Annotated in this window: 10 protein-coding genes and 2 pseudogenes; 5 read left to right on the top strand and 7 right to left on the bottom strand. The window is 68.7% G+C overall.

All coding sequences use genetic code 11. The features are described 5' to 3' along the window. The first annotated feature begins 16 nt into the window (after positions 1-16). From CYFUS_RS35955 to CYFUS_RS51215, 4 genes are all read left to right on the top strand, one after another. Positions 17-2,806 carry an Hsp70 family protein gene (locus tag CYFUS_RS35955; protein ID WP_095989321.1) on the top strand — a complete coding sequence of 930 codons (2,790 nt, stop codon included), beginning with the start codon at positions 17-19 and terminating at the stop codon, positions 2,804-2,806. 109 nt (positions 2,807-2,915) lie between these two features. Further along, the gene (locus CYFUS_RS35960) at positions 2,916-3,509 is read left to right on the top strand and encodes an AMP-binding enzyme (protein WP_095989322.1); all 594 of its coding nucleotides are present in this window, start codon (positions 2,916-2,918) and stop codon (positions 3,507-3,509) included. Positions 3,510-3,795: 286 nt separating this feature from the next. Next, entirely contained in the window at positions 3,796-4,500 is a 705-nt protein-coding gene (locus CYFUS_RS35965) for an SDR family oxidoreductase (RefSeq protein ID WP_095992438.1), read from the top strand. A gap of 227 nt (positions 4,501-4,727) precedes the next feature. Further along, a complete protein-coding gene (locus tag CYFUS_RS51215; RefSeq protein ID WP_157758859.1) occupies positions 4,728-5,090 on the top strand; it encodes a hypothetical protein in 363 nt (120 codons plus the stop codon). 177 nt (positions 5,091-5,267) lie between these two features. Here CYFUS_RS51215 and CYFUS_RS53280 read toward each other — a convergent pair. After that, positions 5,268-5,402: pseudogene (locus CYFUS_RS53280) on the bottom strand (IS4 family transposase); the annotation flags it as partial. A 295-nt stretch (positions 5,403-5,697) separates the two neighbouring features. On the opposite strand from CYFUS_RS53280, the pseudogene CYFUS_RS35975 reads away from it, so the two are divergent. Then, positions 5,698-7,088 (top strand): annotated as a pseudogene (locus CYFUS_RS35975) (IS1380 family transposase). A 159-nt stretch (positions 7,089-7,247) separates the two neighbouring features. On the opposite strand, the gene CYFUS_RS35980 reads toward CYFUS_RS35975, so the two are convergent. The 6 genes from CYFUS_RS35980 to CYFUS_RS36005 all read right to left on the bottom strand — a co-directional run bounded on the left by CYFUS_RS35980 (position 7,248) and on the right by CYFUS_RS36005 (position 13,837). After that, positions 7,248-7,718, bottom strand: a complete 471-nt coding sequence (locus CYFUS_RS35980) for an NUDIX hydrolase (protein WP_095989324.1) — start codon at positions 7,716-7,718, stop codon at positions 7,248-7,250. After that, complete coding sequence (locus CYFUS_RS35985; protein ID WP_232537003.1) at positions 7,715-8,716, bottom strand: DUF2380 domain-containing protein; 1,002 nt, start codon at positions 8,714-8,716, stop codon at positions 7,715-7,717. Before CYFUS_RS35985 ends, CYFUS_RS35980 begins: the two co-directional genes overlap by 4 nt. A 932-nt stretch (positions 8,717-9,648) precedes the next feature. Then, positions 9,649-9,975: a hypothetical protein gene (locus CYFUS_RS35990; protein ID WP_157758860.1), complete on the bottom strand. Its 327-nt coding sequence runs from the start codon at positions 9,973-9,975 to the stop codon at positions 9,649-9,651. Between the two features lie 252 nt (positions 9,976-10,227). Then, positions 10,228-10,617 carry a hypothetical protein gene (locus CYFUS_RS35995; RefSeq protein WP_095989326.1) on the bottom strand — a complete coding sequence of 130 codons (390 nt, stop codon included), beginning with the start codon at positions 10,615-10,617 and terminating at the stop codon, positions 10,228-10,230. Between the two features lie 233 nt (positions 10,618-10,850). Continuing rightward, positions 10,851-12,677, bottom strand: a complete 1,827-nt coding sequence (locus tag CYFUS_RS36000) for a bifunctional metallophosphatase/5'-nucleotidase (protein WP_095989327.1) — start codon at positions 12,675-12,677, stop codon at positions 10,851-10,853. Positions 12,678-12,745: 68 nt separating this feature from the next. Then, positions 12,746-13,837 carry a glycosyltransferase family 4 protein gene (locus CYFUS_RS36005; RefSeq protein WP_232537004.1) on the bottom strand — a complete coding sequence of 364 codons (1,092 nt, stop codon included), beginning with the start codon at positions 13,835-13,837 and terminating at the stop codon, positions 12,746-12,748. Positions 13,838-13,868 lie beyond the last annotated feature (31 nt).

Consider the following 13,868-nt stretch of genomic DNA (forward strand, 5'->3'; position numbering starts at 1 on the left):
CCCCTTCCCCACGCCCATGCACATCGTCGGCATCGACCTCGGAACCACCCACTGCGCCGTCGCCTCGGTGGACCCCACGAAGGGCCCCACCGCTCCCGTGGAGGACTTCCCCGTCCCCCAACTGGTGCGTCAGGGCGAGGTGAGCGCCCGGCCCCTGCTGCCCTCCTGTGTCTACGTGCCCGCCGGACACGAGCTCGCCGAGGGGGCCCTGCGGCTACCCTGGGGCGACGGCGGCACCCAGGTCGTGGGCGAGTTCGCCCGCTGGCAGGGCGCCCGGGTGCCGGGCCGCGTCGTCACCTCCGCCAAGAGCTGGCTGTGTCACCCGGGCGTGGACCGCTCGGCGCCCATCCTCCCCTGGGGCGCTCCCGCCGACGTGGCCAAGCTGTCCCCCGTGGAGGCCAGCGCCCTGCTGCTCTCCCATATCGCCCACGCGTGGAACCACGCCCACCCGGACAAGCCCCTCGCCCAGCAGGAGGTGGTCATCACCGTGCCCGCCTCCTTCGACGAGGCCGCGCGCGCCCTCACCGTGAGCGCCGCGCGCCGGGCGGGCCTGGAGAAGTTCACCCTCCTCGAGGAGCCCCAGGCGGCCTTCTACGACTACACCGCGCGCCACCGGAAGGACCTCGCGAAATCCCTGGAAGAGGTGCGGCTGGTGCTCGTGGTGGACGTGGGCGGTGGCACCACCGACTTCACCCTCGTGCACGCGGGCGTGTCCCCCGAGGGCCCCATGCTGCGGCGACTCGCGGTGGGCGAGCACCTCATGCTCGGCGGCGACAACATGGACGCGGCGCTCGCCCGCCGGCTGGAGGAGAAGCTCTTCCCCGACGGCAACCGGCGCCTGTCCGCCACCCAGTGGACCCAGGCGCTCCAGGCCGCGCGCACCGCCAAGGAGTCCCTGCTCGGCACCGCTCCCCCCGAGCGCCATGGCGTGTCCCTCGTCGCCGGGGGCAGCAAACTCCTCGGCGGCTCGCTGTCCACGGACCTCACGCGCGAGGAGGCCGAGGCGCTCGTGCTGGAGGGCTTCTTCCCCCAGGTGGGAGCCCAGGAGCGGCCCCGGCGCGCCGCGCGCATGGCGCTCCAGGAGCTGGGCCTGCCCTACGCCCAGGACGCCGCCATCACCCGGCACCTGGCCGCCTTCCTCGCGCAGCACGCCGCCGCGGGCTTCACCGCGCTCGGGGAGTCCGCCCCCACCGAAGGCGCCCTGCCCCGCCCGGATGCCATCCTCCTCAACGGCGGTGTCTTCAACTCGCCACGGCTGGCCGAGCGGCTCGTGGACGCGGTGAGCGCCTGGTGGCCCGGAGCGCCGCGCATCCGGCTGTTGCGGCACGAGTCGCTGGAGCTGGCCGTGGCCCGGGGCGCGACGTACTACGGGCTCGTGCGGCGCGGGCACGGCCTGCGCATCGGCGGAGGCGCGGCGCGCGCGTACTACGTGGCTCTGCAGCGCCCGGCGGACAGCGCGGAGCAGCCGGTGCTCTGCCTCATCCCCCGCGGCTTCGAGGAGGGCCAGCACGCCGACATCGGCGAGCGCTCCTTCTCGCTCACGCTCGGCCAGCCCGTGCAGTTCACCCTCTACTCCACCACGAGCGACCGCATCGACAAGCCGGGCGACGTGGTGCCGCTCACCGAAGAGCTCAAGGACGAGCTCAAGCCCCTGCCCCCCATCCACACGGTGCTCAAGGGCGCCACGGGCAAGGCGGCCCTGGTGCCCGTGCACCTGCGCTCGGGGCTCACGGAGATCGGCACGCTGGAGCTGTTCGCCGTGTCCAACGTGGCCGACGAGCGCTGGCGCCTGGAGTTCGAGCTGCGGGGCACCAGCGGCGAGCGCGAGCTCACCGTCACCGAGTCCATGCCGGCGCGCTTCGCCGAGGCCAAGGACAACGTCGACCGGCTCTACGGCAACAAGCCGCTGCCCGTCGGGCCCAAGGACATCAAGCAGCTGTCGCGCACGCTGGAGAAGGTGCTCGGCCCCCGGGAGACCTGGCGCGTGCCCGTGCTGCGCGAGCTGTGGAGCGCGCTCTTCGCCGGAGCCGCCAAGCGCCGCCGCACCGCGGACCACGAGCGCGTCTTCTACAGCCTCACCGGCTACACGCTGCGCCCGGGCTTCGGCTACCCCCTGGACCACTGGCGCGCCGAGCAGACGTTCTCCCTGTTCGAGCCGCTCGTGCAGCACCACACCGAGAAGTCCGTCTGGGTGGAGTTCTGGGTGATGTGGCGGCGCATCGCCGGCGGACTGAGCGAGGCGCAGCAGCGCAAGCTGTACGACTACCTCAAGCCGCACCTGGCCCGGAAAATCCCCCTGGACGCCCCCACGCCCCCCGGCAAGGCCAAGGGCATCCAACCCGAGGGCCTGGACGAAATGGTGCGCACCGCGGCGTCGCTCGAGCACCTGGAGCCCACGGACAAGGCGGAGCTGGGCGGGTGGATGGCGGCGCGGCTGAAGGCGGAGAACAAGGGCGGCGGGCCCTGGCCCTGGGCCCTCGGCCGGCTGGGCGCGCGCGTGCCGCTCTACGGCAGCGGCCACAAGGTGGTGGCGGTGGAGGTGGCCGAGGCCTGGCTGTCCCTGCTGCTGGACCTGGGCCTGCCGCGCATCGACGGCGCCCCGTTCGCCGCGGCCCAGCTCGCGCGCTTCACCGGAGACCGCATGCGCGACATCTCCCCCGACCTGCGAGCGAGAACCGCCGAGGCCCTGCGCGCGGCCAAGGCCGCCGACACCTGGGTGCGCATGGTGACCGAGGTGGTGGCCCTGGAGGCCGCCGACGAGGCCCGCGCGCTCGGCGATACCCTGCCCGCCGGTCTGCGCTTGTAGCCCCCTCGGGCGAAGTGCCTCGGACGGTGTCTGGGAGGAGCCCCCTCGGGTCAGGGACGAAGTCAAGGAGTTACCAGATTTTCTGGTTTCGTCATTTGAGTTCGCCCAGGTGGGTTTAGATTTCCCCGGCAACACGCCCCCAGTCTTCCCTCCGAGCGTATGTCTCCCCCTGTCGCCCCAAGGCCATCTCGACGAGGACGGCCATCCCTGGCACGACGAGCCGCTCCTGCGGGACGGCTGGTACCGCACCCGGGAGCTCTGCATCCTCCGCGAGGAGGAAACGCTCGAGGTCCTGGGCCGGACGGATCTCGGCGTCAAACGGGACGGACGCCTCCTCATGCTCACCGACATCGAGGCCACCGTGGAGCGGGTCGCCGGCGTGGAGCGGGCCGTCGCGGTCCTCGGGTCGGAGGGACTCCGGGGCCGGCGCCTCATCGCCTTCTGCGTTCCCCGCGAGGGAGAGCACCTCGAGCCCGCGCGGATCCGCACCGCCTGCCTCGACCTGATGCCCGGCTACGCGATCCCGGATGAAATCCGGCTCCTCCGCGTCCTGCCCCTGCTGCCCAGCGGCAAGGTGGATCGTCAGGCCCTGCGCACGCTGGCCATGACATCCCCCCTCCGCGCTTCAGCAAGGACGCCGCCCCTGAGCACACACACCGCGCGCCCTCCACGCGAACAGTCCCATCCCTTTCTATTGTCATGAACCACGCGCGGCCCTCGCCTCTTTGGACGAGGAGGGTTTGCACTTCCCGCGCTCCGAGCGCCTCAACCATCAACTCCATGACTTCCTGCGCGGCCGCGGGATGCCATGCGAACGGATTGCGTTCATCCTGGATGAGCCCAAGGTGTTCCCCGAAGGGGAAGCCGGGACGAGGCGTCGCGCTGGCAGGACCACTACACCCCAGAGTTGAAACGATTCGTGCGGTCCCGGGAGCGGCTGCTCTTCGAGATGTTCCCTGAACACGATGTTCGAGATGGGGGGCAGGAACGTGGAACGACGAGTGGCGCTGGTCACGGGCGCGAACCGTGGCATCGGATTGGAAGCCTGTCGGCAACTCGCGAGGCTCGGCCTCCGGATCATCTTGACGGCACGCCGGGAGGACAAGGGAAAGGAGGCGGTCTCCACCCTGGCGGCCGAGGGCCTGCACGTGGGCTTTCAACCCCTCGACGTGGACTCCGCGCCGGACCGGGTGCGCATCGCCGACTTCATCACCCGGGAGTTCGGACGGCTGGACGTGCTCATCAACAACGCGGGCATCTCCCTGGACGGCAACATTCCCGCCCTCGAGGTGAGCCTCGACGAGATCGTCCGGCCCACCCTGGAGACCAACCTCTACGGCGCCATGCACCTCACGCAGCTCTTCGTGCCGCTCATGCGGCAGAACCACTACGGGCGCATCGTCAACGTGTCCAGCGGCCTGGGCTCCTTCTCGAAGATGACCGCGGGCCGGCTCGCCTACCGTCTGTCCAAGGTGGCCATGAACGCGATGACCCGCGTCTTCGCCGACGAGCTCCAGGACACCAACGTCCTCGTCAACACCATGACACCGGGCTGGGTGCGCACCCACATGGGGGGCATGAACGCGGATCGCTCCGTCGAGGAGGGCGCGGACACCATCACCTGGCTCGCCACGCTTCCGGACAACGGGCCCCGAGGGGGCTTCTTCAAGGACCGGCAGGACTTCCCCTGGTAGAGGTGAATGCACGAGCCGAACTTCTTCATCGTCGGGGCGCCCCGGTGCGCGACCACCACCGTGTACACGTACCGCAAGCAGCACCCGGACATCTCGACTGCGCGCTCGAGGATCTGCACGCCCGGAGGCCGCGGCTCATCACGCACCGGCGCGTGCTCGACACGAGCTATCGCACCATCTTCTGAACATTCAGAAACTCCGAGCAGCCTCCAGCGGAGAGACCTCAAATGCCTTTAGATCCCGCCAGCGAAAAAGCGGCCCGCATCGCCAACGCCCTCAATGGATTGGGGCATATCGCACTCGGACACCCGCTAGAGTGGGCTCGCGGCACCCAAGGGGATGCGAAAGCAAGAGAAGCATTCCACGAAGACGCAACCCTCGTTCTCGAGCTGGTTGAAAGCGACGCGGGCCGCAAATCACCGGCAACTCGCCGTCCCGCTGAGTGCAAGGCCGCGCTCTCCCGGTTCCGTGACATGGTAGAGACAATTGATTTCGATGATGCCCCGAGCATGGCTCACCTCAAGGAGTATGCTCGGCAAGCCCTCGAAGCCTTCATGGGGGAAACGTTGCCCGAGAGACTGCCGGATTAAATGTCACGAATTTCGGAGTCCGCTCCGCGCTCTCAACGTTGGCGAGCCTTTCAAGGAGGTAATAATTCACAGAGCAGGGTCCCTTGACTCCCAAACATCCCTTCAATCTTCCATCGCCTCCCATACAGCTCCGCCACCTCCAAGCGCGCTCATCTTCTGCGCCGGCACATTGTCGTAGAGCGCCACCAGCCCCATCCAATCTACCACCGTGGAAAAGAGCAGCTCACGCGCGTACTGTTGCTCTCGGTGCGCTTCGAAGACTTCATCAATCCACTGCGAACTCAGCGCATGCTCGAGCGTGCGGCGCACCATGAGCGTGATGGGACCGCGCTGCGTGAATCGCTCCACCATTGCATCCAAGGCCACGTTCATTCCTCCGTGAAGGGGCGTGAGGAATTGCTCTTGGCCATCCAACTCCCGGACCCACCTCCACCCAGGTGATACTTCATGCTCTCACCCGAGCGCTATGGTAGCCCCCCCCCCACATGACCTTGAAAGTGGTGGCACCCAGGCCCGGATCGGTCACCAAGGGAGGGAACACCGCGTAGCGACCGGCCGATAACTGGAGAGTTCTCAAGGCTTTCCACCCATCGGAAGGGGCTACGCGGTGAAAACAGAGCGTAACGCGAAGCAGGTCGAGTTCGACAGCGTGGGAAGGAGGAAACTGGTGGCGGCGTTCGACGGCGAGCACATCTCGTCGGATGGAGGGCTGGCGCTGTTGCACCGAACGGACCAGCGGTTCGGGCTGATGAAGAAGTTCGCCGAGTGCTTCAAGGACTTGAGAAGGCCGGAGTTGATTGAGCACTCGGTGGAAGAACTCGTCCGCCAGCGCGTTTTCGGCATCGCGTGCGGCTACGAGGACCTGGTGGACCATGAGACGCTGCGAAACGACCCGCTGCTCGCGGCCGTGGTAGGCAAGTCGGAGCCCCAGAAGCAGCCTTTGGCCAGCCCGAGCACGCTCAACCGGCTGGAGCTGACGCCAGCGGACGCGACGGCCGAGGCCCGCTACCGGAAGGTGGTTTACGACGGCCAGGCCATCGAGAACTTCTTCGTCGACGCGTTCCTGGATGCGCACCGTGAGCCGCCGCGCGAAGTGGTGCTGGACCTCGATGCGACAGACGACCCGATTCACGGCACGCAGGAGGGCCGCTTCTTCCACGGCTACTACGGCAACTACTGCTACCTGCCGCTCTACATCTTCGCTGGCGACTTCCTGCTGTGCGCCAGGCTGCGCACCGCCGACCGCGACGCCGCCGCGGGCTCGCTGGAGGAAGTGCAGCGGATAGTCTCGCGCATCCGCGCGCGCTGGCCGCAGACGCGCATCCTCCTGCGTGCGGATTCCGGCTTCGCCCGGGATGAACTCATGACCTGGTGCGAGCACAACGGCATCGACTTCGTGTTGGGTTTAGCTCGAAACGCCCGGCTGGAAGCCATGATAAGAGGGGACCTGAAGCTGGTGCGCGCCGTCTCCCGCGAAGAGCGCAAGGGCGCTCCGGTGCGGGCGTACCGGGAACTTCGCTACCGCACGCTTACGTCCTGGACTCGCGAGCGCCGCGTTGTCGCGAAGGCCGAATGGCTCGGGGACAAATTCAACCCGCGCTTCGTGGTGACTTCTTTGCTCCCCAGGAGCATGAGGCCCGGGTTCTGTACGAGCAGCTCTACTGCGCCCGCGGTGACATGGAGAACCGGATAAAAGAGCAGCAGTTGGACCTCTTCGCCGACAGGACCAGCGCCCACTCCCCGCGCGCCAACCATCTGCGCCTCTGGTTTGCCTCCGTCGCGTACGTCCTGCTGAACCTGCTGCGCCACTTCGGCCTACGCGGCACCGAGATGGAGCGGGCGCAGGCGGGCACCATCCGGTTGAAGCTGCTCAAAGTTGCCGCCATCGTCCGCGCCAGCGTCCGCCGCGTCGTGCTCTCGCTCAGCGCGGCTGCGCCGGTGAAGGACCTCTTCGCGCGCATCGCCCAACAGCTCTGCGAAGTCCCAACTCCCTCCTGACGCCTCGCAGCTCTTTGACAACCTCTCAACGCCGGCCGGTGCATGCCACTGTCATGCCCGCTGCACGCTGCCGCGTGTCCATTCGCCACGCGCCGCGCGCGGGCGCCGCCAATTGATGCCTGGCCGCCCGGCGCGGGCCTTCGTGTGACCGATCCGGGCCTAGACTTCCTCGTCAGGCAGGAGCGCGCGTAGCAACTCGTCGTCGGGGCCGAGCGGGCGCCAGCCAGGAGGAGGAGGCGAAGAACGGAGCGCTGCCCTGGCCTGCTCGACGCGCTTCTGATGAGTCTCTGGTGTATAGGCAGACCAGCGGCCGATTGCCTTGGCAACCTTGAACCGATTGGCGTCATCCATCACGGTCGGCCAGCCATTAGGGATACTCTGGGACAACATGCGTACGAGCACATCACGAACAAAACGCGTGACCTGCTTCCGCTGTTCCGCCTCAGCGAGCAACCCGCTCAGCACCTGCACTCCGGCGACATCGTCCTCTCCAAGCTCATCAGCCAGAGCTACCAGCGAGGCGGTGGGGCGCGCCTCAGCGAAGGCGGTGAGCGAAGAGTAGCCACGCTCGCGGACCCGCTCGTACAGTCGGACCCTCCAGTTGCCATCCCAGGCATGTCCGTCGCTCATCGCCCTCTCCAGCGGATGAAGTTCATCGAGAGCCTGTACTCCTTCATGTTCTCCGCGACGATGTCCAGCACCTCGTTCCGCGTCAACATCCGTCCAGTTTCAACCTCGGCGTCGCGCAGCGCCCTCATGATCATCCGGTTCCATTCACCGGGCCATGCTCGCCCCATCTTCCAGTTCCCACCGCCATGGATTGCCTGGTGGTGTGCCTGCTCCATCTCCACGCAGAACTGGTCGATGTCCATCTCGCCGGTGAGGCCGCGCTTCTCGAACCACTCGCGGAACTCCTTGGGCAGGACGTGGTGTCGCGGGGGCTCGTTCATGCCGGCCCCCGCTCTGCCCGTCACGCGCATGCCCCGCACCTCGGGCCCGTCGCCGAGGGCCTCTCGCACGCCTCTGGGCAGCTCGCCGTGCGCCTCGGCCATCATCACCAGGCCGGCCTGAATTCGCACGGCGGCGCTGACGGCGGGCACGGAGAGGACGCCCGCCCGCACCAACTGGCGCATCATCTCCACCCAATCGGTGGACGCGACAATGCGCGTGCCCATCATCACGCCGCCGCTGCCCACCGAGAGGTCCATGCCGAGCAGGACGGGAGCGGACGGAGCCACCGAGGGCAGCGAGAACTTCAACGCCGAGAACAGGGAGAGCGCCTCGATGGCCTCCTTGAGCGCCAGCACCTTGGCGACGTTCGCGGCCCCCTTGCGCGCGGTCTCGAGAGTGACCGTGAACTCGCCTGAGAGGTGGCCCACCAGTACGGGGACGTCTCGCGCCACGGCCTCCACCTGCCCGGGCTCCAGCGAGGAGAGCGCCGTCATGGTGGGCTCGAGCCTCTGCTGCCAGCGCCCCAGGTCCGCGAACATCCGCTCCACGCTGTAGAAGTGCTGGGTGCACACGGTGTCGGCGAGGTGGAGCAAGTCGAGCCAGACAGCGAGCAGAAGGGAGCCGAGCATGGCGGCCTCAATCCGTGGGCCGGCCAGACGCAGCAGGGCGAGTTGCATGTCCGGGTCCTCCACCTGCGAGGCGGCGTTGGCCAACCGGGTGGCGGCGGAGAGCTGGGCGTCAATCCACCGTAGCTGCTGGGCACCGTAATCGGAGTAGCGGACGAAGACGCTCAGGTGGGGAGGAGAGGTCGCCCGGATCCTCGACGCCGGGCCGCACCGTTGAGACGTGCGGGACAGGCTCGCGCGGCGAGTAGCGCAAGCGCATTCCCCGGCCGGGTGGTGGCGTCAACGACACGCAGCCGGTGGACAGCAGGATCAGGGCGAGCAGCAGGCCCGCCCACCGGGTCTGCGACGAGTCAGTCCGCATTGTCCGCTCCCAGGCTCATGCAAGAGAAGGCCTCCGACCGCATGCGCATTCTCCTTCCGGAAAAAACAACGTGCCGTCCGTGTCCAGTAGGTGCAGCCTGGCTTACAAGTCCAGTCGCATGGCAAAGGCAGGTCCCGCCAGCCAACTGCCCGCGAATCCGGTGGTGCTGGCCCAGGCTCCATTCGTTGCTCGAAGACCCAGCAGGAATGGACAAAGGGAACACCATTTGGTCATCCATCTCGAAGTCCGTCCGTGGCAAAGGTGATGTTCGTCCAACAGTGGCTTGCGACTTGTTCTCTCTCCGAGCTTTGCGGACGGTGGGCTACTATTGGCCTCATGGATGAAAAACAGGCTCCATCTCCGCGGACCCTATTTGTCGCCACTCTCCCAAAAACATGGCGTACCCATTGGAGGCTTGCGAGAATACGAAGGCGTGAATCCTGGATACAATGACAAAACTCGAGACGCCGACACGCTGTTCAAAGACATCGCGAGAGGCATGGGAAGCCGCTTGGGGATCGTCAGCTAGCCCAAATCACGCCAATAGGAGTCGCGGTAGGGACGGCCCTTCGCCGTTTACAGATGAAGACGATCCCCTCGCGTCTTGGCGTAGACCCGCTCGTCAGGCCAAGGGTGCAGGGTGCGGAATCGTCGTCAGCCCCCGCAGCCCACTGCTGATGCGAGTGACCTCGCCCGGGAGCGTGTAGGCCGTCTCCCATCGGGGCTGCTCGCCATCCACCAGCCGGTTGAGGTGGGGTTTGATCGCCACGTGCAGCGCCCCATCACACTCGGCGAAGGCCATGGGATGCGCCTTGTAGCCCGACAGCTCGGGGGCCTCGCTCCACTGGATGCGCCCGGGCACGTCCGCGTCATAGACGCCGCTATAGAGCCCTCCGGGCAGCGTTCCCGCGAAGACGCGCTCGATGCCGGTGATCCGATCCCCACGCACCACACGCTCGAGACCCGCCCACTGCTTCGGGCCAGCCCGCGTCCGGAGGCTCCATCACGAGCACCTGCGCGCCCACGGCCGGCTCATCTCCGGGCTGATCCCACAGGGTGGATGTCGCCGCGTAGCGCCGCCCCGAGTGCGCCACCAGGCGCATGCTCTCCGTGCCGCCCATGAAGCGACCGTTCACGTCCGGCGTTCCCGCCTGGAAGACGCGTCGGAAGCCTCGCGGCGGCATGGAGGGGTGAAGCGGGCTCAACCCTGGGAAGCGAGGGCGATGGACGACTCGTCCTCTTCGACAGCGGCCTCGGGGGCGGGAACCACCTGGAGGGTGGCGGCCACCGCGGGCGGCTGCTCGAGCGCCGCGACGTTCTCGCCGGCCTTCTCCTTGGGCTTGCCCGCGCCCGAGCGGCAGGTGCGGCACCAGGGCTGATTGCGGATGGCTCCATCCGCCATCTTGCGCAGACCGAACTGCGCGAGCGGCTTGAGCGAGCGGCACTTGAGGCACATCAACGAGATGAGGACCTCATGGCCCTCGGCATCGAAGATGGCCGACTTGCGACGCTTGCGCGGCTGACCCGCCTCGCGCGCCTTGGTCTCCTTGGAGCCCGGCGGCGGCATCATCGGGGTCACTTTGTAGAGCATGTGTTTCCTCCCCAGCCGGCGGGCCCTGAGCGGAGCCTGGGAGGCTCCTCGGATCACGGCGCGCCTTCACTAGACTAAGGAGGAAAAGGGTAGTTGAAAACTGATCCCAAGCCGATTTTTCGGCCCGCGCGGCGATCCGCCCAGATCTCGGATACTTGCGGGGACTCGGCCGGGAACCCTCCTCCCGATCACCCGCCAAGGGTGCGGCCGGCGAGCGGGAGGCGCCACTTTTTTCATGGTCGTTCGGGGCGCTCGGAGGCCGGGCGCGCGGCGCACGGGCCTCCCTCATCCACGTAGCTGATGCGGCCTGTAGCGGGCACCGTCACCGGCGTGCCCCGACTCTTCCACCACGCCGCGAGCGCCTCGCGCAGGGTCAGCTCGCGGCCGGCCCCCAGGTCGATGCGCTCGGGCGGCACCTGGGACAGCACCACGCCCAGACCCCCCGCGCCGCGAGCGAGGAAGTCCGGCAGGACGACCCGGTACATGCGCTTCTCATCCAGCGGCCGTCCATCCGGCAGCGTGGCGCCGCGGAAGCGCTGGGGCCCGGCGCAGCGCGCGAGCGTCACCTTGAGACCGGAGACCTGGAACATGCTGGTGCCCGCGCCATAGGCGGCCGTCAGCAGACGACGCAGCTCGTCCGCGGAGAGCGTGACGATGGCCACGGTGTTGTCGAACGGCAACACCGCGTAGAGATCTCCGTACGTCATGGGGCCGGCCTTCACGTTGGCGCGCAGGCCGCCGGAGTTGACGAGCGCCACGTCCGCCTTCTCCATCTCCCGCATCCCATCGGTGATGACGTCGCCGAGTGCGCTCTCGTCCTCGTAGTTGCGCCCCAGGGGGGAGGCGACGGTGAAGCCCAGGGGACGGCGCTGCTCCTCCTCCACTCGAGCGAACGCCGGGGCCACGAGCGCCTCCACCTCCGGGTCCGGCACCACCGCGCCCCCGAGGAAGGTGGGCGGCACGAGCTTCGCATCGGCGCCCAGGTCCTTGAGCTTGCGCGCGTCGCAACTTCCGCTCTGCGCCTCCACCCGGACGCACACGGGCACCGCGGCCTGGAGCCGGGTGCGCTCGGGCAGCACCTCGTGGCTCACCGGGTCCACGAACAGCTCCAGCACGCCGAAGGAGCGGCCCTGGCCCTGGGTGGAGAGCACGGGCACGCCGTTGAAGAAGTGGCCCATGGCCTGGTGGGTGTGGCCGGCGAAGACGGCATCCAGGGTGCCCGTGGGCAGGGATTCGACGAGCCCGTAGATTTCTCCATCCGAGCGATCACAGCTCGAGGTGTCGTGGGGATTGGACAGGTCCGCGCACTTGCCACCCGCGTGCGCGATGCCCACCAGCACCTCGGCGCCCTGGGCGCGCAGCCGCTGGACGGCCTCGAGCGTGGCGGGCCGCATGTCACCGAAGCGCAACGAGCCCACCTGGGCGGGGTTGCCGATGCGCGCGGTGGACGGCGTGGTGAGGCCCACGAGGCCCACCTTCACGCCCTGGAGCGTCACCAGCCGGGTGCCATCGTTGCCGAGCCACGCGGGCGGCTTGCCCGAGGCGGCGTCGAACACGTTGGCGGTGAGCAGGGGGAAGCGCGCCTGCTGGATGCGCGCGGTGATCGCGCCGAAGGCATCCTCGCCCGGCCCCGGCACCGCCTTGGGACCCACGGGCCCGTAGTCGAACTCGTGGTTGCCGAGCGCGGCGGCGGCGTAGCCCAGGTGGTTGTAGACGTCGATGACGGAGGCCCCCTCGGTGAGGTTGGAGACGAGCGTGCCCTGGAAGAGATCGCCCGCGTCGACGAGCAGCACGCCCCCGGGGTTGTCGGCGCGCAACCGGGCCAGGTAGCCGGCGAAGGCCGCCGCTCCGCCCTCTTCCACCACCAGCCCACTGCGTAGAGTGGTGTCATGGGGCATCAGCCAGCCGTGGAAGTCATTGGTGCCCACCAGCGTGAGCCGCACGGGCTCGGCGGGGCGCGAGTCCGGGGAGGACGCGGTGGAGGAGAGGGATCGCGGGGCGCTCGCGCAACCCGCGGCCGCGAGGGCGACGCACGTGAGGAACAGTCGGGAGGAAGGCATGAGGGCGCCGAGTTGAGCCCAGCGCCCTGCCCCTGGCAACCCGCCCCGGGCTCGCGGGCGACGGCGGGCTACCTGGCCAGGACGTGGGTGTACGCGGCGAGTGTCTCCTCCGCGCAGCGGGCCCAGGTGAACGCGGCCGCGTGCCGCGCTCCCGCCTGAGCCCAGTGCCGCTGCTCCTCCTCCGAGCGCAGCAGCCGATCCATCACCTCCGCCAGCCCCTCCGCGTCGTCCGGCCGCACCGCGGGCGCCGCGCTCCCGCACACCTCGGGGGTGGCGCCCGTCGTGGACACGATGGCGGGAGTGCCCAGCCGCATCGCCTCCAGCGGAGGCAGCCCGAAGCCCTCGTACCGCGAGGGGAAGACGAACACCGACGCGCGCCGCATCAGCTCGTAGAGGACGGACTCCGGCTGATAGCCCAGCGCGCGGATGTCATGGCCCTGGGCGCGCAGCCGCTCCACCCGCCCCTCCACCGAGCCCGAGCCGAACCAGCGCTGCCCCACCAGCACCAGGGGCACCGGACGGCCCCGGGCCTTGAGCCGCTCGAGCGCGTCCAGCACCAGGCCCACGTTCTTGCGCACGTCCAGCGAGCCCGCGTACAGCGCGAAGCGCGCGGGCAGCTCCTGGGCACGCAGGAAGTCCAGCGTGGCGGCATCCGGCACGTACCGGTCCACGTGGTCCACGCCGTGGTACACCACCGCCACCCGGCCCTCGGCCTCCGGGTGGCGCGCGAGCAGATCGTCCCGCGTGCACCCACTCACACAGAGGATCCGATCCGCGACCCGGACGCTCCGGGCGAGCCACACGCGGAACTGCCAGTGGTAGGCCCGGGACACCGTCTCCGGCATCAACAGCGGAATCAGGTCATGCACCGTGAGGACGTAGGGGGTGCCGGGAGTGCGCACCAGGGGCAGGTTGAAGTTGCCCAGCGCGTGGTAGAGCCCCGCCCCCGCCTGGCGCAGCGCCTCGGGCAGCCGGCCCAGGACGTAGGCGGTGCGCCCCAGCGTCCCCCGCGGTTCATCACCCGACACCCGGGCCCCCAGCCGCTGGAGCCGCACGCCTCGGGACTCGAGGCCCTCGGCCAGACAGTGGGTATACAGACCAATGCCCGTGATGGGCTCGTCCCACAGACTCGCGTCGAAAGCGACAGGACCAATGGACACGGGGCGCCTCATAACACGGCGCTGTGATAGG

This window comes from Cystobacter fuscus (assembly GCF_002305875.1).
In the GTDB taxonomy this organism is placed as follows: domain Bacteria; phylum Myxococcota; class Myxococcia; order Myxococcales; family Myxococcaceae; genus Cystobacter; species Cystobacter fuscus_A.

What these genes read in the sequence shown, in the direction of transcription:
- CYFUS_RS35985 (WP_232537003.1), bottom strand. Translation starts at nt 8,716, where the DNA reads ATGCAACTCGCCCTGCTGCGTCTGGCCGGCCCACGGATTGAGGCCGCC.
- CYFUS_RS35995 (WP_095989326.1), bottom strand. Translation starts at nt 10,617, where the DNA reads ATGCTCTACAAAGTGACCCCGATGATGCCGCCGCCGGGCTCCAAGGAG.
- CYFUS_RS35955 (WP_095989321.1), top strand. Translation starts at nt 17, where the DNA reads ATGCACATCGTCGGCATCGACCTCGGAACCACCCACTGCGCCGTCGCC.
- CYFUS_RS51215 (WP_157758859.1), top strand. Translation starts at nt 4,728, where the DNA reads ATGCCTTTAGATCCCGCCAGCGAAAAAGCGGCCCGCATCGCCAACGCC.
- CYFUS_RS36000 (WP_095989327.1), bottom strand. Translation starts at nt 12,677, where the DNA reads ATGCCTTCCTCCCGACTGTTCCTCACGTGCGTCGCCCTCGCGGCCGCG.
- CYFUS_RS35980 (WP_095989324.1), bottom strand. Translation starts at nt 7,718, where the DNA reads ATGAGCGACGGACATGCCTGGGATGGCAACTGGAGGGTCCGACTGTAC.